The following is a 19707-nucleotide window of genomic DNA, read 5'->3' as shown; positions in this document are numbered from 1 at the left end:
GACCATGACCGCACCCCAGTACGACGCCATCCTCTTCGCCTCCTTCGGCGGCCCCGAAGGCCAGGATGACGTCATCCCCTTCCTGCGCAACGTCACCCGCGGCCGCGGGATCCCCGACGAGCGCCTCGAGGAGGTCGCCGGGCACTACCGCGCCCTCGGCGGCCGCTCCCCGATCAACGAGCAGAACCGCACCATGATCGCCGCGCTCCGCACGGAGCTCGCCGGTCGCGGCATCGACCTTCCGATCTACTTCGGCAACCGCAACTGGGAGCCCTACACCGGAGACGCTCTCCGGCAGATCCACGCCGATGGGCACCGCCGAGCGCTCGCCCTCATCACCAGCGCCTACTCGTCCTACTCCGGCTGCCGCCAGTACCGCGAGGACTTCGCGGTGCAGCTGGACGAGGCCGGGCTGCTCGGCGACCTGCAGATCGAGAAGTCGCGCTCCTACTTCAACCATCCTGGCTTCCTCGCGCCGATCATCGACGGCGTGCGCGAAGCGCTCGCGTCCCTCGCTCGCGAGGGGCACGATGCTGATCGAGTGCGCGTGCTGTTCTCCACCCATTCGATCCCGCTGGAGATGACGAAGGCCTCCGGACCTGCCGGGGCCGGCGAGGACGGGCAGGGAGGCTGGTACGTCGCACAGCACCTCGCCGCCTGCCGCTACGTCATGGAGCAGCTGGACGAGGAGCTGCCGTCCCTCCCCGAGTGGCAGCTGGTCTACCAGTCCCGCTCCGGCGCCCCGCACGTCCCGTGGCTCGAGCCCGACGTCAACGACGTCATCGAGCAGCTCGCCTCCGATGAATCCTCCGATGCGGTGATCGTGGTCCCGATCGGGTTCGTCACCGATCACGTCGAGGTCGTCTGGGATCTCGACACCGAGGCCAAGGAGACTGCCCAGGAGCACGGCCTGGCATTCCGCCGGGTCGCGACCTCCGGGACGGACCCACGGTTCATCGCTGCTCTCGGCGACGTGGTGGCCGAGCATCTGGATCCCTCGCGCGAGCGTCTCGCGGTCACCGACATCGGCGCCGTCGACGACGTCTGCGGCCACAACTGCTGCCAGGTCAACGCCTCCCGAGCCGTCCCGGCAGAACACAGCATCGACACGCTCGAGGAGATCGCCGCCATGATGCGCGAGCAGAAGCAGGTGCGCGAGCAGGCGCAGGCCGGAGAGCAGGTCCAGGCGGCGACGTCATGACCCTCCGCCTCGGCACCCGCGCCTCGCAGCTCGCACTGACCCAGTCCGGCCAGGTCGGCGAGACGCTCGTCAGCGGCACCGGGCACGAGGTCGAGCTGGTGCACGTGCACAGCCAGGGCGACATCGACCGCACCAGCCCCCTCGCGCAGATCGGAGGGACCGGAGTGTTCGTCACCGCGGTGCGCCGCGCACTGCTGGACGGCGAGGTCGACGTCATCGTCCACTCGTGCAAGGACCTGCCCACGGCGCCGGCCGAGGGCATTGTCCTGGCATGCATGCCCCAGCGCGAGGATCCCCGCGACGCGCTCTGCGCCCGCGACGGCCGGACCCTCGCCGACCTTCCCCGAGGTGCCCGCGTGGGCACCGGGTCTCCCCGCCGAGGCGCGCAGCTGCTGCGCGCCCGCCCCGACCTCGAGGTCGTCGCGATCCGCGGCAACGTCGAGACCCGACTGGCGCGCGCGCTCGGAGACCACGCGGATCTCGACGCTGTCGTGCTGGCCGCCTCCGGCCTGCGCCGTGTCGGCCGCGCCAGCGCCATCAGCGAGCTCCTGCCGATCGACATCATGCTCCCCGCCCCGGCGCAGGGCGCTCTCGCAGTCGAGGTCTCCGCCGCGACCGTCGACGCACCGGGACCCGAGCATGCGTGGCTCACCGATGCCCTCGCAGCAGCCGACGACCTCCCCACCCGGGCGGCCGTCGCCGCTGAGCGGGCCCTGCTGCGCACCCTCGAGGCAGGATGCTCGGCACCGGTCGCCGCCTTCGGAGAGATCGATGACGGAGACACCGGCCGCAGCCTGCGCCTGCGTGGCCTCGCGATCGCACCCGACGGCGCCCGCCTGGTGGAGGCCATCAGGACAGCGCAGCTGCCCGCCGGCGATGATCTCGACCGGACCGTGGCGGCCGCTGCCGAGCTCGGGGAGAGCCTCGCCGCGGACCTGCTCGCGCGTGGTGCCGGGGAGATCCTCGCGGAGGCGGCCTCCTGATGTCGGCGGCCGCGCGTCCAGTGCTCCTGCCTCGGCCCCGCGGCCGAGGCCAGGAGCTGACGCGCCAGCTCACCGCCCAGGGCGTCACCGTCGAGCACGTCCCCTTCGTCGGCTTCGGCCCAGGAGACGACGCCGCCCTGCGGCCCGCGCTCAGCTCGCTCGCCGCCGGCGACTACGACGATCTCGTCGTCACCAGCCGCACCGCCGTGCCGGTCCTCGACGGCACCGTCGTCCCGGCGACGACCCGGGTGATCGCCGTCGGCCGCGGGACGGCGGGCGCGCTGGAGGCCGCCGGCATCCCGGTCGCCCTGACGGCATCGGGCTCCGGGGCCGCCGTCGTGACAGCGATGACCGCCTCCGACGGTCCCGCCCCTGCAGGTCGGCGCGTGCTGCTGCCGGTCTCGGCGGCCGCTGCGCCCACCGTCCGTGACGGTCTCGTCGCAGCAGGCTGCGAGGTCACCCGCGTGGACGCGTACCGTCCACTCCTCCTGGACCTGCCGCCGCACTTCGCACTCGGGCTCCCCGACGGCGCGTTCGCAGCGATCGTGCTGACCAGCCCCATGATCGCGCGCCGCGCCGCAGAGCTCGGCGTGCATCCCACCACCGCCGTCGTCAGCATCGGCGACCCCACCTCGCAGGCCGCCCGCTCCGGCGGCCTCCCTGTCGCAGTCCAGGCCGAGGTCGCCGACGATCGCCACCTGGCCGCGGCCGTCCTCCGCACCCTCGACTCCCCCACCTCGAAGGAGACACCGTGAGCTTCCCGTCCGACCGTCCCCGCCGCCTGCGCTCCACCCCCGCGATGCGCTCCCTGGTCCGCGAGACCACGCTGCGTCCGTGCGACCTGGTGCTGCCGATGTTCGTGCGCGAGGGCGCCGGGGATCCTCGCCCGATCTCCTCCATGCCCGGGGTGGTCCAGCACACGCTGGACTCGCTGGTGCGTGCGGCCGTCGAGGCCGTCGAGAACGGCGTCGGCGGACTCATGCTGTTCGGTGTCCCCGAGCGCAAGGACGCCATCGGCTCGGGCGCCACCGATCCCGACGGCATCCTGAACCAGGGCATCGCGCGCCTCCGCTCCGAGCTCGGCGACGCCACGGTGATCGGCGCGGACCTGTGCCTCGACGAGTTCACCGACCACGGCCACTGCGGTGTCCTCGACACCGCCGGCCGTGTCGACAACGACGCCACCCTGCTGCGCTATCGCGATATGGCTGTCGCCCAGGCAGAGGCCGGCGCCCACCTGCTGGGCCCCTCCGGCATGATGGATGGCCAGATCGGTGCGATCCGCGATGCGCTGGACGCCTCCGGGCACCTCGACGTGGCCCTCTACGCCTACACCGCCAAGTACGCCTCCGCGTTCTACGGCCCCTTCCGCGAGGCTGTCGACTCCTCCCTCCAGGGCGACCGACGCACCTATCAGCAGGATCCCGCGAACGCCCGAGAGGCGCTGCGCGAGCTCGAGCTGGACATCGCCGAGGGAGCCGATCTGGTGATGGTCAAGCCCGGCCTGCCGTATCTCGACGTGCTGCGGCAGATCGCAGATCGCTCACCGGTCCCGGTGGGCGCCTATCAGGTCTCCGGCGAGTACGCCATGATCGAGGCTGCCGCCGCCAACGGCTGGATCGATCGCGACCGCACCATCCTGGAGTCACTGCTGGCATTCCGCCGCGCCGGTGCCTCCACCGTCCTCACCTACCATGCCAGCGAGGTGGCCGGCTGGTTCGCCGACGGCCTCCCTCCGCACCTGCGCGAGCATCTGTGAGCATCCCACCGGCCGTCTCGCGCCCACCACGATCCGCACCGTCGCACTCTTCAGGAGCCTCAGCATGAACTCACCGACCCCCGACCGCTCCACGGGTTCCGCCGAGCTGTTCGCCCGCGCCCAGGCCGTCATCCCCTCGGGCGTGAACTCCCCGGTGAGGGCATTCGGGTCGGTGGGCGGCACCCCGCCGTTCTTCGTCTCCGCCTCCGGGGCGCTCCTGCAGGACGCCGACGGTCACGAGTACGTCGATCTGGTGGGCTCGTGGGGCCCGATGGTCCTCGGCCACTCCCACCCTCAGGTCGTCGAGGCCGTGCGGGAGGCTGCGGGCCGGGGGCTGTCCTTCGGTGCCCCGCAGCCCGGTGAGGTCGAGCTCGCCGAGGAGGTCGTGCGACGCATCGGACCCGTGGAGCAGATCCGCCTGGTCAACTCCGGCACGGAGGCGACGATGAGCGCCCTCCGGGTCGCCCGGGCCGCGACGGGCCGCGACGTGGTCGTGAAGTTCGCCGGCTGCTACCACGGGCATGTGGACGCCCTGCTGGCTGAGGCCGGCAGCGGCGTGGCGACCTTCGCGATGCCGGGCTCCGCCGGCGTCACCGCCGGGACCGCCCGCGACACGGTGGTCCTGCCCTACGGCGACCGTGAGGCGGTCGCCGCACTGTTCGCCGAGCGCGGCACGGAGATCGCTGCGATCATCACCGAGGCGGCTCCCTGCAACATGGGTGTGGTGACGCCGGGCGACGGGTTCAACCGCTTCCTGGCCGAGACCGCTCACGCCGCCGGCGCGCTTCTGATAAGCGACGAGGTCCTCACCGGGTTCCGCGCGAGCAGAGAGGGCCACTACGGCATCGACGGCGAGGGCTGGGCCCCGGATCTGATGACCTTCGGCAAGGTCATCGGCGGCGGTCTGCCGGTCGGGGCGTTCGGCGGCCGCGCTGACCTCATGGGGCTGCTCGCTCCGGCGGGCCCCGTCTATCAGGCGGGCACCCTGTCGGGGAACCCTCTGGCGACGGCCGCGGGGCTGGCTACTCTGGCCGGTCTCGACGACTCCGCGTACGAGACCCTCGATGCGGCGAGCTCACGGCTGCAGCGGCTCGTGGACGAGGCGCTCACCGCAGCAGGAGTTCCGCACGTGATCCAGACTGCTGGAACCCTGTTCTCGGTGTTCTTCCGAGAACAGCCCGTGACCTCGTACGCAGAGGCCAAGGACCAGGACACCGAGGCCTTCCGCCGCTTCTTCCACGCGATGCTCGATGCGGGGGTCAGCCTTCCTCCCTCGGCGTTCGAGGCGTGGTTCGTCTCGACCGCGCATGATGACGCAGTGCTGGATCGGATCTCTCAGGCGCTTCCCGGAGCGGCGCAGGCGGCGGCGTCAGCCTGACATCGCTCGCCCGGTCCGTTCGGACAGGGCGATGACGGAGGCCGGCCGTCCCGAGCATCTCTGCTCGGGACGGCCGGCCTCCTTCGTGCTCGGTGCGCGCGTCAGCCCTTCGCGCCCGCGAACGCGGAGAGGTGACGGGAGATGTGCGGGACGAGGACGTCCGCATAGGCGCCGTGGTTCTCGCGCAGGACTGCGTCGAAGCGGTCCACCAGGGGGCTTCCGTCGGCCAGGGAGGCGATGAGGGAGTCGCCGTAGCCGACGTGCAGGATCTGTCGAGCATCGGCCTGGGCGATGAGCTCCGCGAGGTCCACGCTGTCCAGCGCCACCGGCGTCTGGTCGGCCTGGGCGGAGACCTGGTAGGAGGCGCTCGCCTTGGCGTAGGCGTCCCGGGAGATGGACCAGATCGTGCCGAAGAGCTCAGGGTCGTGGGCGGCGATGACCTCGAGGGCGCAGAGGTAGCTCGTGCCGGAGGTCTTCAGGTGGACGAGTCCGTCGGTGGCCTCGACGGCGAGGGGGTAGATCGAGTACTTGTCGGAGCCGGAGTGCAGGGAGATCTTGTAGCCGCCGAAGATCTCGCCGATGGCGTGATGGACCTCGAGATTGTGGCGCAGCTCCTCGACGTCGCCGCGGAACTCCAGTCCCTTCTCGAATCCGTCGACATAGCGGGGAGCGAAGGAGAACCACTCCAGCCCGAGGCGCTTGAGCTCGGTGGCGAGGTAGTAGTGCTCGAAGAAGCTGGTCTGACAGGCGGTCTCGTCGACAGCGATCTCGGTCTCGACGGGGTGCTGGGCGTTCTCATGGAGGTGCCGGTAGAGGCGGGCGGCCTCAGCAGCCGCTCCCGCGTACTTGACCGCGGCGGTGATGATCTCGTCCTCGGTCGGTGCGATCGTCTCGCCGGCAACGTCGAGTCGTGTGTCGGCGTAGCGGGCGAGCGTCGCCTCGAGGGTGTCCTCCAGGGCATCCCAGGGCAGAGCGTCGGCCTGGGCGCGAGTCGCACCGGCAGTGACGTCCTGGACGTAGTCGCCCGGGTCCAGGGTGAACATGGTGAAGCCTGCGGCGAGTCCTCTGTCGATGCCCTCGGTGGACTTGATGTGGTCGCAGTCGGCGCCGAAGCCGCGATCCCAGCCGGCCTCCACGAGGCCGAAGATCGAGTCGACCATGACGGACTCGGCCGTGCGGTGCAGGCGGTCCATCTCTCGGATGGACTGCTGGGCCAGAACCGGGAAGACGTCTCCGCCCGTCTGCGCGAAGGCGGCGGCCTGGCCCGCGGTGGCCAGGCCGATGCGGTCGCCGGTGCCGACGGAGGTCCGGTGTCCGGTGACGAACTGCGGGCGCAGCACATCGAACACGTCCTGCAGGGCGCGGGCGTTCCGGCTCGAGGTGGGCCCTTCGAGCACGTAGCCGTCGCCGACGGGGGCGGGGTTCCCCTCGAAGGGGGCGAGGAGCGCCGAGTCGGCCACCTCGATGCGCAGCGTGCTGCCTGCACGCTCGCGGCGGACGTCGACGGAATGAGTGTCGTTGCGAAGTGCCATGGGGGTCTCCTGTAGTGCTCGTGGGCGGGTTCCGTGCGGTCCGCCGGACGGCGGCGACGACGTCGTCGACGTTCAGCTCGGATCGTGCGACCAGAACCGTCTGCAAACGTTTCCATCGTAGAGGATCACCCCCTCCCCGCGGAAGCGCTGGAGGGGATCACCTTCCGACACGTTGGCATGCGCTTGCCAAGCGTTGGCTCCGAGGCATCTTGGCCAGCAGATGCAATCGTTTGCCGCGACGACTCAGGCGAGTTCACGAGCGGACACGCCCCCGCTCTGGACAGCTCCGCATCATCCGGGCGCGGGCGGTCCGATCGCCGGCGGCGTGGTCACTCGGGTCACTCCCCCGCGCCCCGTCCAGGCGACGGCATGGGAGTTACCTCCCAGCCGCTCGACCCTCACGCCCTGCTGCTCCTTGCCGTTGCAGTGGGCACACACGCCCTGGCCGTTGTCGAGACCTGTCGGTCCGCCCGCGCTATGGGGGTCGATGTGATCGCTCTGCCGGATCCTCGCGTCGCAGAAGGGGCCGCGGCAGAATCCGTCACGGTTGCCCAGGTAGCGGGCGGCCGCATGAGGGAAGGTGCGCGAGCGGGTGTCCGCAGCGACCAGCTCCCCGGTGACCGGGTGGGTGTACAGCCTCCGGAACATGACGCGCAGCTCCGGGCCGTCCTCGCCCAGAGGGTCGTCCTCGCCCGGTCCGGGCTTCCTGAGCATCGCCAGCAGCTGTTCGCGCACGGCGGTGGAGGAGACGGCACCGTAGCCTTCGATGTGCGCAGCCTCTCCCGTCCCCGGCGTGAGCAGTGCGCGGTCGGTGATGACGATTCCGATGTCGACGCCCATCCCTCCGGCGGCGAGGCGATCCTCGGACCGTGCACCGTGCTCGACCGCGGACTCGCCGAGCAGTGTCGAGGCGAGCAGGTCCGCCATGACGGGACCGTGCTTGCGGTGACGGTCGTCCCCGGCGGCGACCTTCTTCTCCGCGGCCACGGACAGACGCTTGTGGATGGCGGCGGCCTGCACCTCGGGCAGGATCGCGTACAGCATCGCCATACCCTGCGGCTTGCGCACGGTTCCCACGCATCGCTCCTCGACGGCCCGGCTGTGGCGCTCGGCCGCACCGGACGGATCGACCTTCTCGATGGCGGTCTCCGCCTCTCCCGCCCAGCGGCGGTTGCCGGCGGCATCGAGCCTGTCGAGATCCTTCGCCAGCAGAGCCGAGACCTTCCTGCGCTTGTCGTCGTCGATGACGGAGGTCTGCTCGGAGACCTTCTGGAGCGCCACCGGTGCGATGCGCGACGCAGCGAGCGCCTGATGCAGCTCGGGCATGGACTCCTGGACCCGACGGGCGGACTCCAGGGTCCGGCGAGCGGCAGAGCCTGATCGGCGCTGCACGAGGGAGATGTCGCGGGCCGTGATGCCGTCCGCCTTCCGATGCACGGTCTCCTCGACAGGCGACCGGCCCCCGGCCGCCGCATCCTCCCGCGCTCTGCGCATCTCGTCCTCACGAGTCAGATCGCCGAGCGCGACCATGGCCCGGATCTCGAGGGCCTCGAGCGCGCAGCGCAGGTCCTGCAGGGCGACCAGGAGGTCCACGTGGTCCTGCCGCAGCCCTGCAGGGCCGGCGTCCATGCGCATTCTCGGTGTCAGGCCCTCGACGAGGGCACGCAGCTCAGGCGCCCGGGGTGCTGCGCTGTGCACCTCGTCGCCGTTCCTGCTGCGTCGTCCCTCATCCATGCCTCCACGGTGGCACCGGCAGGACCTGTCCGCATCGGGACGTCGCCGGATGTGCATGACTGCCCGCTGGGGAGGAGCACTCCGGCCCCGAGCGAGTCGTGCTGCGACGCCGGACAGCGGACTGCCTCGCGTGACAGCCCATGACCGACCATGACAGGACCCTGGCCAGCTGGCGGTCGATCCCGTCAGGATGTCGGCACGCTCCGTAGCTCAGCCAGGCAGAGCAGCTCCCTCATAACGAGTGCGTCGCAGGTTCGAATCCTGCCGGAGCGTCTGCACCGGAGCATCGGAGCATCGGCCCGGAGACCATCCGCGCTCCGCCCCGGCCCGTCGTGCTGCGGCTGCTGTGCCGGAGAACTTCCTCAGACCCGTCGGCTGAGGGACGCCGGCGGGCCTGAGGACAGCGAGGGTGCGGGTGCCGATGACGTTCCTCGGCATGGAGATCGAGCAGGCGGAGGAGCTGGCAGGACCGTTCCGACATGCCGGTGAGCACGTTGCGGAGAGGGCCCGCGCACTTGAGGATCCAGCACCGGATCCTGGCGCGGCGAGGATGCGGAGCGCTTCCGATCGGAGGCCTCGACCATCTGGCACGTCATGGCCGCGAGGCTCGCAGTGGTCCTGGTCGACGCAGCGGCGACGATGGATCTGCGGGCCGACGACGGATCGGGGCAGGATCCGCCTCGAGCGATGGCGCCGCCGAATGATCTCCGCGTGCTCCTCTGCCCCGATGGCCTGTTCGACGTGCATGTCGCACGCATTGCTCATACTGGGGCTCGACGGGCCCCCTTCCCCACCCTTCCCGCCCGTTCCCCTCCTCTTCCCGCCTCGGCGGCCTCTGCCGCACCCACCGCCCTCGAAGGACGCCATGAGCCGACGTTCCGCTGCCGCCAGCACCCGCGAACCTGTCCTGCAGCCGCTCGTGCTGCCTCTCCTCGATGAGCTCGACGCCTGCGCGATGGATGCTGGCCGGTCGCTCGACGCAGTCCGCGTCACCGGACAGGTCCCGGACCGGGATCTGACCGGGCTCGTCCTGACCGAGTGCGCTCTCGAGGGCGTGAGCGCACAGCGTGCGATGCTGCGCTCGGCACGCCTGGTCGAGACGAGGATCGAGCGGATCGATGCACCGATGCTGGATCTGGCCCGTTCCACGCTCCGGGATGTGGAGATCGTCGGCTCGCGCATCGGGGCGCTGGACGCCTTCGAGGCTGAGCTGCGCTCGGTGCGCTTCGTCGGCTGTAAGCTCGACTGGCTGAACCTGCGCTCCGCACAGCTCGAGGACGTGCTGTTCGAGGACTGCACGCTCGAGGAGCTGGATCTCACCGGGGCGAGCGCCGCACGGGTTGCGTTCCGCGGGACGCGCACGAGCGCGCTGGGCATCGATCGCGCTCGGCTGGCGGACGTGGACCTCAGGGGTCTGCGGATGGCTTCGATCAGCGACCCGGGATCGCTGCGAGGCGCCACGGTGGATGCTGCGCAGCTCCTGGATCTCGCACCGCTGCTGGCTGATCACCTGGGGATCCGCGTCGAGGGCTGAGCGCCGGGGCCCGGCCTCACGAGAGCTGCGGGTTCTCCGATCGCCGCTTGGCCTCGATCGCCATCTCGTAGTACCGCAGCAGGTCGTCGGAGGCCGCTTCCCAGGAGAACTTCTCGGCTTCGGCGCGGGCGTTCTCACGGATGCGTCCGCGCAGGTCGGGGTCTCCGAGCCGCGTCAGCGCCGCATCCAGCGACGCCTCGTCCCCCGAGTCGAACAGCAGTCCGTCCACGCCGTCGGTGACCTGCTCGCAGGTGGGGCCGGAGCGGGCGGCGACGACGGGCAGGCCGGAGGCCATGCCCTCGGTGATGACGAGTCCGAGGGTCTCGGTGACCGAGGGGAAGACGAAGCCGTCGGCGCTCGCGAAGGCGCTGGCGAGCTCCTCGCCCTCCATGAAGCCCGGGAAGAGGGTCGCGGTGCCGGCGAACAGGCTCTCGAGCTCGCGACGGTAGGGGCCGTCGCCGACGATCGCGAGGGCGATGTCGTCACGGCGGTCCATCATGGGCCGCAGCCGCTGGATCTCCTTCTCCGCTGCGAGTCGCCCGACGAACACGAGGAGCTTATTCTCGGGATGCCCCTGGGTGAGGCGCTCGCGCATCGCCGCGCTGGCGAAGCGCGGGTGGAAGGCGACCGTGTCGACACCGCGGCGCAGCACATGGAGGTTCTCGATCCCCTGGGTTTCGAGCTCGGCCTTCATGGTCCGGGAGGTGGCGAGGTTGATGTCGGCGAGGGCGTGATTGCGTCGGATCTGCCACCACACGGCGGGCTTGCCCCACTTCCACGCCCGGTAGAGGTCGAGGTAGCGGGGGATGTGCGTGTGGTAGCTGGCGACCAGCGGGATGCGCTGACGATGCGCGGCGTAGGCGCCGGAGGATGCGAGCAGGAGGGGCTGGGCGGCGTGGACGACGTCGGGATGGAACCCCCGGATGATCCCGTCGACGGTGGGATGGGGCAGGGTGAAGCGCCGGTGCTTGTAGAACGGCAGCGTCACCGGGCGGATGCCCACCACTCTCGCGCCGTGATGCTCGGTGACGCCGAGCTCGGGGGCGATCACCATGACCTCGTGGCCGAGATCCTGGAACCGCTCGACGGCGTGGCGCAGGCGGGTCACCACGCCGTCGACGGAGGGCAGGAAGGTCTCCGTGACGATCGCGATCTTCACGGGTCCGGTGTCACTTCCAGGTGACGGTGGGCAGGACCAGCTCGCGCTTGACGCGCTCGGTGTTGTTCTGGGCCACCTTGAGGATCTCGGTGATCACGTCCGAGGTCAGGAGGTGGGGCTCGAGGCCCAGGCTGATGAGCGAGGTGTTGACGGCGCTGTAGTAGTGGTCGTACTTCTCGACGCGCGGGTTCTCGATGTGGTCGACGGCGGTGTCGAGACCGGCGTCACGGGCGGCGGAGGCCACCATGTCGGCCAGCTGCTGCACCGAGAACTCCTCGGTGAACTGGTTGAACACGCGGAACTCTCCGCGATCGGCGGGGTTCTCGCAGGCGATCTCGATGCAGCGCACGGTGTCCTGGATGTTGAGATAGCCGCGGGTCTGGCTGCCGTTGCCGTAGACGGTGAGGTCGTGGCCGATGGCCGCCTGGATGATGAACCGGTTCAGAGCGGTGCCGAACACGGCGTCGTAGTCGAAGCGGTTGGCCAGGCGGGGGTCCAGACGGGTCTCGTCGGTCTCGAGGCCGTAGACGACGCCCTGGTTGAGGTCCGTGGCGCGGATGCCCCAGATCCGGCAGGCGAACATGATGTTGTCGCTGTCGTGGACCTTGGTGAGGTGGTAGAAGGAGCCGGGCTGCTTGGGGAACGGGAGGCGGTCGGTGCGGCCCTTGTGCTCGATCTCGATCCAGCCCTCCTCGATCTCGATGTTCGGCTGGCCGTACTCCCCCATGGTGCCGAGCTTGACGAGGTGGCAGTCGGGGGCGAAGTCCTTGATGGCCCACAGGACGTTCAGGGTGCCCTCGACGTTGTTGCGATGGTTCTCGATCGCGTGCTCGCGGTCGATCATCGAGTAGGGGGCGCTGCGATGCTCGGCGAAGTGGACGAACGCCTCGGGCTGGAGGTCGCGGAAGATCCCGGCGACGGTCTCGTAGTCGGTGAGGTCGCCGACGACGACGGAGATCTCCTTGCCGGTGACCTCCTTCCAGGCGGCGACGCGCTCCTCGAGGGGAACGATCGGGGTCATCGAGTTCGAGCCGAGCTCCACGTCGATGTCGCGACGCACCAGGCTGTCGACGATCGTGACCTCGTGCCCCTTCTGCGAGAGGTACAGGGCAGTGGGCCAACCGCAGAATCCGTCTCCGCCGGCGACGACGATCTTCATCGAGAGTCCTCCATAGAAATGCTGTTGCGGCACATATGTGACCATGTATGCCGGACCGTGGAACTTCGTGTCCGATCCAAACGTAGTGCAGGTCGGGTGCCTCGCGGACGCGATGGACGTCGACGTGAACTGCGGAGGAACAGGCGCGGCACCGCCGATGTCCCGACGGTGGACGTCGGACCGTCGGCCCTGCACCGCACTCACCGTATCGGCCCCTGCTGGAGTGAAGATGAATGCATCCCCGTCGTGCCCTCGCCCCCTTCCCGACCTGCGCCGGCGGACGGCCGTGATGGCGATCGTCAACCGCACCCTCGACTCGTTCTTCGACGAGGGGCGCACGTTCTCGCTGGATGCCGCGGTGGCCGCGGGGGTGGCGGCCGCGGAGGCGGGCGCCGACATGATCGACGTCGGCGGCGTGAAGTTCGCGCCCGGGGATCCGCTTCCGGTCGCTGAGGAGATCGACCGCGTGGTCCCGGTGGTGGAGCGCCTGCGGCGGGAGGCGCCGACGGCGCTGCTGAGCGTGGACACCTTCCATGCCGAGGTGGCGCGCGCGGCGATCGATGTCGGCGCTGACATCATCAACGACACGACGGGGCTGAGCGATCCGCAGATGGCGGCGACGGTCGCGGAGACGGGCGCCGCTGTGGTCATCACCCATTCGCTCGCCGAGCCTCGGCGCGAGCATCCGAGCCCGCGCTATGACGATGTCGTCGCCGAGGTGCGGGCGGCTCTCGGTGATCGCGTGGCGCGGGCGCTGGAGGCCGGTGTGCGGCGGGAGCAGATCGTCGTGGATCCGGGACCGGACCTGAACAAGTCCACGATGCAGACGCTGGAGCTCCTGCGCGGCTGGCGGGATGCCACGGATCTCGGATATCCGGTGCTCGCGGCACTCTCCCGGAAGGACGTCATCGGGGAGTCCCTGGGGCTTCCGAAGGAGGATCGTCTGGAGGGGTCGCTCGCGGCGGCCGCATGGGCGATGTCCCAGGGCGCCCGGATCCTGCGGGTGCACGACGTGCCGGAGACCGTGCGCCTGGTCCGCATGCTCGAGGTGATCGGCGGGGTGCGGAGCCCTGCTGGCCCGCTCGTCCACAACGTCTGAGGCACGTCCGCAGCGTCTGAGCCACCCCGTGCAGGCGCCGCCTGCAGCCGACGCCTGCAGCAGCCGCGTGCGGCAGCCGCCTCAGGCGTCGGCGCGCGGCGAGAGCCGGCCGCTGCGACGCAGCCAGATCTCAAGCGGCACCGTGACCAGCGGCGGGATGGCGGCGGTGAGCGCGACGAGCCACACCCACCAGCGCCAGCGCTGGCGCCAGGCGGCGACGAGCGTGACGGCGAGATAGATCAGGAAGGCGCCGCCGTGGAGCCGTCCGAAGATGAACACGCCCATCTCGGTGGTGCCTGTGCCGTACTTCAGGAGCATGCCGATCAGCAGGCCCGCCCAGGTGAAGGCCTCGAGGAACGCGACGATCGCGAAGGCTCGTCCGGCGCGGGACACGCCGGCGGTCCCGTCAGCAGGATGCAGGGTCTCGTCGGCGGGGATCAGGGTCTCGTCGGCGGGCGCGGTGCTCATGATCGGTCGGGGGCTCCAGGTCTCGAGGCGGGGCCGACGGCGGTCGGTCACCCCTCAGCGTCCCAGAGCCGCGCGGCCGGTCGCCACGGGAGGGTGATCTGTCGCACGCCCCGGGACATCGGACTTCACCCGAAGTCCGCGAGGACCGCGTCGGACAGCCGCGGCATGATCTGCCGGTGCGCGTCGCAGAAGTCGAGGTCGGTGCCGACCACGAGGGCGAGCTGTGCATCCGGGTCGACCCAGAAGGCGGTTCCCCGCATGCCGAAGTGGCCGACGGTGTCCGGGGAGTTCCGCACGCCGGTCCAGTGCGGGCTCTTGGTCCCGCGGATCTCGAGTCCGAGGCCGAAGGGGTTCGGGGTCTGCTTGCCGAAGCCAGGCATGATGCCGATCAGCTCAGGAAGCTGCGCTCGGGTGAGCTCGCGGTGCCAGCGCTCCTCGAGGAGCGTCGGCCGCAGGATCTCCGCGGCGAGCAGCGCGAGGTCCTCGAGAGGACTGTGCGCCCCGACGGAGGCTGATCCCTCCCACAGCAGGCTCTCCATGCCCAGCGGTTCGATGACGCGCTCGTGCGCCCAGTCCTCGAACGGGCGCCCGAGAGCTCGCTCGACATGGCGGGCGGCCTCGTCGATCCCGAAGTTGGAGTAGTGCCGACGGCGGCCGGGGGCCTGCAGCACGCGATCGGACTCGTAGAAGAGTCCGGAGGCGTGGCAGAGCAGGTGCCGCAGTGTGGAACCGGGAGGTCCGGCGGGGTCGTCGAGCGTCACCGCTCCCTCCTGCACGGCGAGGGTGCAGGCGACGCCGGTCAGGGCCTTGGTGACGGAGCGCCATGGACGCATCCGGTGCACGTCGCCCCGTCGGGCGCGCTCCCCGTCCGCCCCGAGGACGATGGCGGCGGCGTCGACGCCGAACTCGTCGAGCAGCGCGAGCGCTCCGCCCTCGGCTCCGCTCATCCGCGGCCTCCGGTCCCGCTCCCGGTCGCGCCGCCCACCTCGCCGTCGCGGTTCGCATCGTCGGCAACCGCCCGACCGTCGCGGGTCCCGAAGGTGTCCAGCAGCGCATCGGTGAGCTGCGGCCAGGCCTCGACGTGGAGGGGCCCGAAGGGCTCCGTCCCGAGGAAGGCGGCGGCCAGTCCGGCGTCGGGGTCGGCCCAGAGGAAGGAGCCGGCCTGTCCGAAGTGCCCGACGGTGCGGGGGCTGCTGCGCGGCCCGGTCCAGTGGGGGGACTTCCCGTCGCGGATCTCGAGGCCGAGCCCCCAGTCGTTGGGCTTCTGGCGGCCGTAGCCGGGAAGGATCCCGGCGAGTCCCGGGAACTGCACGGAGGTCGCCTCCCGGTGGAGGTCCGGGGAGATCAGGGTCGGGGCGAGCAGCTCCCGGCCGACGGCGAGCAGATCGCGGATGCTGGCGCGGTAGCCGGCCGCCGGGGACCCGTCGACCTCGATGTCGTCCAGCCCGAGCGGGGCGACGACGACCTCCTCCATCCAGTCGGACAGATCGGTGCCGACGGCATCGGCGACGTGCTCGCCGAGGATCTCGAACCCGGTGTTGGAGTAGATCCGGCGCACGCCGGGCTCGGCGAGCACGTCGGTGCCGTCGAAGCCGCAGCCTGCAGTGTGGGCGAGCAGGTGACGGACGGTCGCGCCCTCGGGGCCGCGCGGCGCGACCGGCTCGTCGAGGTCCAGGAGTCCCCGCTCGACGGCGACGAGGACGCCGAGCGCGGCGATCGGCTTGGAGACGCTGGCGAGGTCGAAGACCCTCGCGTCCTCGCCGTGGACGGCGAGGGTCCCGCGCGCATCGGTGATGCCGACGGCGAAGGGGAAGGGGAGGTCGGGGAGGATGCCGGGGTCGATCTGCTCGCTGGTGGACACGGCGCCAGGATCCCACAGGCGCCCGATCCGGTCGCGACACGCCGACGATCGAGGTTTCCCACCGGAAACTTCTGCGCGCTTCGCATCCCACCGGTTCGAGCACCTGCCTGCACATATTCTCGACTACTGCCCAGAAACCTCACGACCAGGAAGACTTTACCTCTTGTTTACGCTTTAGGGATGAATGCATGATGGTTCTGCCTTCTCTGCCCGGACGCTCGACCACAAGTCCGTCCGTCGGAGAAGGATCCTCGCCGACGCCGACCGGCGCGGCGCTCCACCATCCAGGGGGAACACCATGACCAGGCATCCGGCCAGACCGACCGCCTTTCTGGCGGACCCGGGCGAGACCGCCGTCCCGACCACCACCCGACGCTCTCTCCTGCTGCTGGGCGTGGGGACCCTCGGCGCAGGACTGGCGCTGGGCACGCAGCCGGCAGGGGCGGCCACCACCCTGCGCAAGGGCGATCGCGGCTCCGAGGTCACGAAGCTGCAGCAGGACCTGTGGGCGCTGAGGTACTGGTGCGGCACGGCCGACGGCGTCTTCGGGCACCTCACCCAGCAGGCCGTGTGGGCCCTGCAGAAGTCCGCGGGCCTGTACCGCGATGCCGTCGTCGGCCCCAAGACCCGCGCGGCGATCTCCTCGGGCACCCAGCCCTCGCGGCAGATCACCAGCGGCACCGCCTTCGAGGTGGACCTGTCCCTGCAGGTCATCATCGCCACCAGCAAGGGGAAGCTGTCGTACATCCTGAACACCTCGACCGGCAGCGGCGAGCGGTACTACTCCGGCGGCCGCTGGAAGACCGCGACCACGCCCAAGGGCGACTTCTCGATGTACAGCCTGTACTCGAGCGGATGGCAGTCCGGTCCGCTCGGAAACCTCTACCGGCCCGGCTACTACGACCGCGGCTGGGCGATCCACGGGTCGAACTCGATCCCGTCCTATCCGGCCTCGCACGGCTGCTGCCGCATCTCCGTCTCCGCGACGGACATGCTCTGGGGCCGCAGCTGGTTCACGAAGGGACGGCGCGTCCTCGTGCACGCCTGAGCCGACGGCGACACGCTGCGGACTGCGCGCGCATCCCTCCGTGGGGATGCGCGCGCATCGGGCCGCGATCGACCGCGCCGGCGCCCTCTCCTTCACGAGGCCTGCACGATTCCCTTGCCGTCCTGCCGCGGCCGTCGCCTCATGCTGACCTGCTCGCGCGCTACGATCGGGGGGCGAACAGCCCCGGCGCAGACCGGGGCGGTGGACGGTACGACAGCGAGGGATCACCGTGGGGATCTTGGATCGGATCGAGCGCGGGCTCGACCGCGGAGTGACGAGCGTGTTCTCGCCGGGTCGCGGCCAGCTGAAGCCGCTCGACCTCGCGCAGGGGCTCAAGAGGGAGTGCGACGACCAGATCCAGGTGCTGGATCGGGTGCGCACTCTCGCACCGAACGTCTACACGGTCTATCTGCACTCCCAGGACTATGACCGCTTCGCGTCCTGGCAGGACACCCTGGTGGACGAGCTCCAGCGGGTCCTCATGGAGCATGCCGAGAAGCAGCGCTACATGTTCGTCGGGGCGGTGAGCGTGGATCTCGCTCGCGACGACGAGGTCAGAGCGGGCCGCTTCGAGACGGAGTCCCGCACCGAACGGGGCAGCGTCGCACCGGCGACGGGCCCTGGCCGATCGGGCACCGCGGGCCATCCGATCGTCGAGATCGACGGCCAGCAGTATCTGCTGACCGGTCCGGTCACGGTGATCGGCCGCGGGGGCGACGCGGACATCATCCTCGAGGACACCGGAGTCTCGCGACACCATCTGGAGCTGCGGGCCGAGGCCGACGGCTCCCTGATCGCCACCGATCTGGGCTCGACCAACGGCACCTTCGTCGACGGCGAGCGCATCCGCACCCCCGTGGTGCTGCAGGACCGCTCGCTGGTGAAGATCGGCCGCACGCGCCTGACCGTGGTGCTCCCTGCCGCTGATCCGGCCACCTGGTGAGCGCCCGATGAGCGAACTGACGATCGTCGCCCTGCGCCTTGCCTTCGTGCTCGCCCTGTGGGTGTTCGTGATCGCGGTCGTGCTGGTGCTGCGCAACGACCTGTTCGGCACCACCGTCGTGACGCGCTCGAGCAAGGACCCCCGCCGCGAGCAGAGGGCGCCGGCGAACGGCCCGCCGACGGGCCAGGCCCAGGGCGGCGCGGCCGGTCGGACCTCGCCTGCTGTCACAGCGACCTCGCTGGTGGTCACGGCGGGTCCTCTGCGCGGGACCTCGCTGACCCTGGGGTCCACGCCGATCCTCATCGGGCGCGCCCCCGAGTGCACCCTGGTGCTGGACGATGACTACGCCTCCAACCGTCACGCGCGCGTCTTCCAGCGCGAGGACGAGTGGATGGTGGAGGATCTCGGCTCGACCAACGGCACCCTGGTGTCCGGTCGCCGCATCGAGGGTGCGGTGCCGTTCCGGCCGGGTGCCCAGGTGCGGATCGGACGCACCGAGATCGAACTGAGACGAGGCCCGCGATGAGCTACGCCCTGCGGTACGCCGCCCGCTCCGATGTCGGACTCGTCCGCTCGAACAACCAGGACTCCGGCTACGCGGGGAGCCATCTGCTGGTCGTCGCCGACGGCATGGGAGGGCACGCCGGAGGCGACGTCGCATCCTCCGTCGCCATCGGGCATCTGGCGCGCCTGGACCAGGACACCCCTACGGCCGACATCGTCGCGACGCTCGAGGACTCCGTGCTCCAGGCGAACCAGGAGATCCTCCGCCGCGCGCGCGACGAGCCGCAGCTGGCAGGGCTGGGCACCACGATCACCGCGCTGCTGCGCGCCGAGGGCAAGTTCGCCCTCGCCCATATCGGCGACTCCCGCGCCTATCTGCTGCGCGACGGGGAGACCACGCAGATCACCAAGGACCACACGTTCGTGCAGCGTCTGCTGGACGAGGGCCGGCTCACCGAGGAGGAGGCGGAGCGGCATCCGCAGCGCTCTGTGCTGATGCGCGTTCTGGGCGACGTCGACGCGGAGCCCGAGCTGGACCTCTCGCTGCGGCCGGCGCATGCGGGGGATCGCTGGATGCTGTGCTCCGATGGCCTGTCGGGCCTGGTCTCCCTCGACACCATCGACGCGACCCTGCAGCGCGTGGACGATCCGGGCGAGTGCGCGGACGAGCTCATCCAGCTCGCGCTCAAGGGCGGCGGCCCGGACAACATCACCTGCATCATCGCCGACGTCGTCGACCTGGATCAGCTGCCTCGCCGCGAGGAGGCGCCGTCGACGACCCCGCAGATCGTCGGCTCCGCGGCCCGCAACCGCCATCAGCCCACCGCGGCGTCCGGTCCTGCGGCCAAGGCCGCCGCGCTGACCCGCGACGAGCCCGAGCGCCCCTACACCGATGAGGACTTCTCCGAGGAGGAGCCTCCACGCCGCAGCCCCTGGCCCGCCCTGGTGGCCGTCGGCCTGCTGGCGGTCCTGCTCGGCGGTGTGCTGTGGGCGGGGTACGCATGGTCGCAGCGGCAGTACTACGTGGGCACCGACGGCTCGAGCGTCGTCGTCTATCAGGGCCTCTCGCAGGATCTGGGCCCGATCTCCCTGTCCTCCCCCCTCGAGGTCACCGACATCGGGATGGATCAGCTTCCCGAGGTGACGCGCCAGCAGGTGGAGGCGACCATCTCGGCCGGGAGCAGGGAGGATGCCGACGCCATCGTCGAGCGCCTCGAGGCGACCGCCGCACGCACCATCCCTGTCGAGCCCTCCACGGGCGGCGCCTCCGACGCGGGAGGCGCCTCCGACGCGGGAGGCGCCTCCGGCTCGGGGGACGCCTCCGAGGACGCCGGGGGCGAGTAGA

General features: G+C 70.7%; 18 protein-coding genes and 1 tRNA gene. 12 read left to right on the top strand and 7 right to left on the bottom strand.

The features are described 5' to 3' along the window. Positions 1–4 precede the first annotated feature (4 nt). The 5 genes from ACZ5AJ_RS00555 (at position 5) to hemL (ending at position 5321) form a co-directional block, all read left to right on the top strand. Positions 5–1201, top strand: a complete 1197-nt coding sequence (locus ACZ5AJ_RS00555) for a ferrochelatase (RefSeq protein WP_464136176.1) — start codon at positions 5–7, stop codon at positions 1199–1201. After that, positions 1198–2184, top strand: coding sequence for a hydroxymethylbilane synthase (hemC, locus tag ACZ5AJ_RS00550; RefSeq protein ID WP_464136175.1), 987 nt, complete (start codon positions 1198–1200; stop codon positions 2182–2184). The genes ACZ5AJ_RS00555 and hemC overlap by 4 nt, the downstream gene beginning before the upstream one ends. Next, positions 2184–2939, top strand: a complete 756-nt coding sequence (locus tag ACZ5AJ_RS00545; protein ID WP_464136174.1) for a uroporphyrinogen-III synthase — start codon at positions 2184–2186, stop codon at positions 2937–2939. The genes hemC and ACZ5AJ_RS00545 overlap by 1 nt, the downstream gene beginning before the upstream one ends. Positions 2940–2983: 44 nt before the next feature. Next, the gene (gene hemB, locus ACZ5AJ_RS00540) at positions 2984–3943 is read left to right on the top strand and encodes a porphobilinogen synthase (protein WP_464138659.1); all 960 of its coding nucleotides are present in this window, start codon (positions 2984–2986) and stop codon (positions 3941–3943) included. 64 nt (positions 3944–4007) lie between these two features. Then, on the top strand, positions 4008–5321 hold the full coding sequence (hemL, locus tag ACZ5AJ_RS00535) for a glutamate-1-semialdehyde 2,1-aminomutase (protein WP_464136173.1): 1314 nt from the start codon (positions 4008–4010) through the stop codon (positions 5319–5321). Positions 5322–5422: 101 nt separating this feature from the next. Here hemL and ACZ5AJ_RS00530 read toward each other — a convergent pair whose 3' ends face one another. Further along, the gene (locus ACZ5AJ_RS00530; RefSeq protein ID WP_464136172.1) at positions 5423–6853 is read right to left on the bottom strand and encodes a tagaturonate epimerase family protein; all 1431 of its coding nucleotides are present in this window, start codon (positions 6851–6853) and stop codon (positions 5423–5425) included. A gap of 291 nt (positions 6854–7144) precedes the next feature. Continuing rightward, positions 7145–8587 carry an HNH endonuclease signature motif containing protein gene (locus ACZ5AJ_RS00525; protein ID WP_464136171.1) on the bottom strand — a complete coding sequence of 481 codons (1443 nt, stop codon included), beginning with the start codon at positions 8585–8587 and terminating at the stop codon, positions 7145–7147. A gap of 199 nt (positions 8588–8786) precedes the next feature. On the opposite strand from ACZ5AJ_RS00525, the gene ACZ5AJ_RS00520 reads away from it, so the two are divergent. Both ACZ5AJ_RS00520 and ACZ5AJ_RS00515 read left to right on the top strand, forming a co-directional pair. Then, a tRNA-Met gene (locus ACZ5AJ_RS00520) sits at positions 8787–8860 on the top strand. Positions 8861–9452: 592 nt separating this feature from the next. Next, on the top strand, positions 9453–10121 hold the full coding sequence (locus ACZ5AJ_RS00515) for a pentapeptide repeat-containing protein (RefSeq protein ID WP_464136169.1): 669 nt from the start codon (positions 9453–9455) through the stop codon (positions 10119–10121). Positions 10122–10137: 16 nt separating this feature from the next. Here ACZ5AJ_RS00515 and ACZ5AJ_RS00510 read toward each other — a convergent pair whose 3' ends face one another. Together ACZ5AJ_RS00510 and ACZ5AJ_RS00505 are read right to left on the bottom strand one after the other, a co-directional pair. After that, positions 10138–11280: a glycosyltransferase family 4 protein gene (locus ACZ5AJ_RS00510; protein WP_464136168.1), complete on the bottom strand. Its 1143-nt coding sequence runs from the start codon at positions 11278–11280 to the stop codon at positions 10138–10140. A gap of 10 nt (positions 11281–11290) precedes the next feature. Next, a complete protein-coding gene (locus tag ACZ5AJ_RS00505; RefSeq protein ID WP_464136167.1) occupies positions 11291–12439 on the bottom strand; it encodes an NAD-dependent epimerase/dehydratase family protein in 1149 nt (382 codons plus the stop codon). A gap of 229 nt (positions 12440–12668) precedes the next feature. Here ACZ5AJ_RS00505 and folP point away from each other — a divergent pair, with 229 nt between their 5' ends. Continuing rightward, on the top strand, positions 12669–13538 hold the full coding sequence (gene folP, locus ACZ5AJ_RS00500; RefSeq protein WP_464136166.1) for a dihydropteroate synthase: 870 nt from the start codon (positions 12669–12671) through the stop codon (positions 13536–13538). 81 nt (positions 13539–13619) lie between these two features. Here folP and ACZ5AJ_RS00495 read toward each other — a convergent pair whose 3' ends face one another. From ACZ5AJ_RS00495 to ACZ5AJ_RS00485, 3 genes are all read right to left on the bottom strand, one after another. Further along, on the bottom strand, positions 13620–14006 hold the full coding sequence (locus tag ACZ5AJ_RS00495; RefSeq protein ID WP_464136165.1) for a DUF3817 domain-containing protein: 387 nt from the start codon (positions 14004–14006) through the stop codon (positions 13620–13622). A 125-nt stretch (positions 14007–14131) separates the two neighbouring features. Beyond that, entirely contained in the window at positions 14132–14953 is an 822-nt protein-coding gene (locus tag ACZ5AJ_RS00490; protein ID WP_464136164.1) for a serine hydrolase domain-containing protein, read from the bottom strand. Further along, entirely contained in the window at positions 14950–15867 is a 918-nt protein-coding gene (locus tag ACZ5AJ_RS00485; protein WP_464136163.1) for a serine hydrolase domain-containing protein, read from the bottom strand. The genes ACZ5AJ_RS00490 and ACZ5AJ_RS00485 overlap by 4 nt, the downstream gene beginning before the upstream one ends. Positions 15868–16165: 298 nt before the next feature. On the opposite strand from ACZ5AJ_RS00485, the gene ACZ5AJ_RS00480 reads away from it, so the two are divergent. The 4 genes from ACZ5AJ_RS00480 to ACZ5AJ_RS00465 all read left to right on the top strand — a co-directional run bounded on the left by ACZ5AJ_RS00480 (position 16166) and on the right by ACZ5AJ_RS00465 (position 19706). Next, positions 16166–16915: a L,D-transpeptidase family protein gene (locus tag ACZ5AJ_RS00480; RefSeq protein WP_464136162.1), complete on the top strand. Its 750-nt coding sequence runs from the start codon at positions 16166–16168 to the stop codon at positions 16913–16915. Between the two features lie 229 nt (positions 16916–17144). Beyond that, entirely contained in the window at positions 17145–17858 is a 714-nt protein-coding gene (locus ACZ5AJ_RS00475; RefSeq protein WP_464136161.1) for an FhaA domain-containing protein, read from the top strand. A 7-nt stretch (positions 17859–17865) separates the two neighbouring features. Further along, a complete protein-coding gene (locus ACZ5AJ_RS00470; protein ID WP_464136160.1) occupies positions 17866–18384 on the top strand; it encodes an FHA domain-containing protein FhaB/FipA in 519 nt (172 codons plus the stop codon). Continuing rightward, positions 18381–19706, top strand: coding sequence for a Stp1/IreP family PP2C-type Ser/Thr phosphatase (locus ACZ5AJ_RS00465; RefSeq protein WP_464136159.1), 1326 nt, complete (start codon positions 18381–18383; stop codon positions 19704–19706). The genes ACZ5AJ_RS00470 and ACZ5AJ_RS00465 overlap by 4 nt, the downstream gene beginning before the upstream one ends. Position 19707 lies beyond the last annotated feature (1 nt).

Source organism: Brachybacterium zhongshanense, from assembly GCF_055385755.1.
This window is presented reverse-complemented; position numbering and strand designations above follow the sequence as displayed.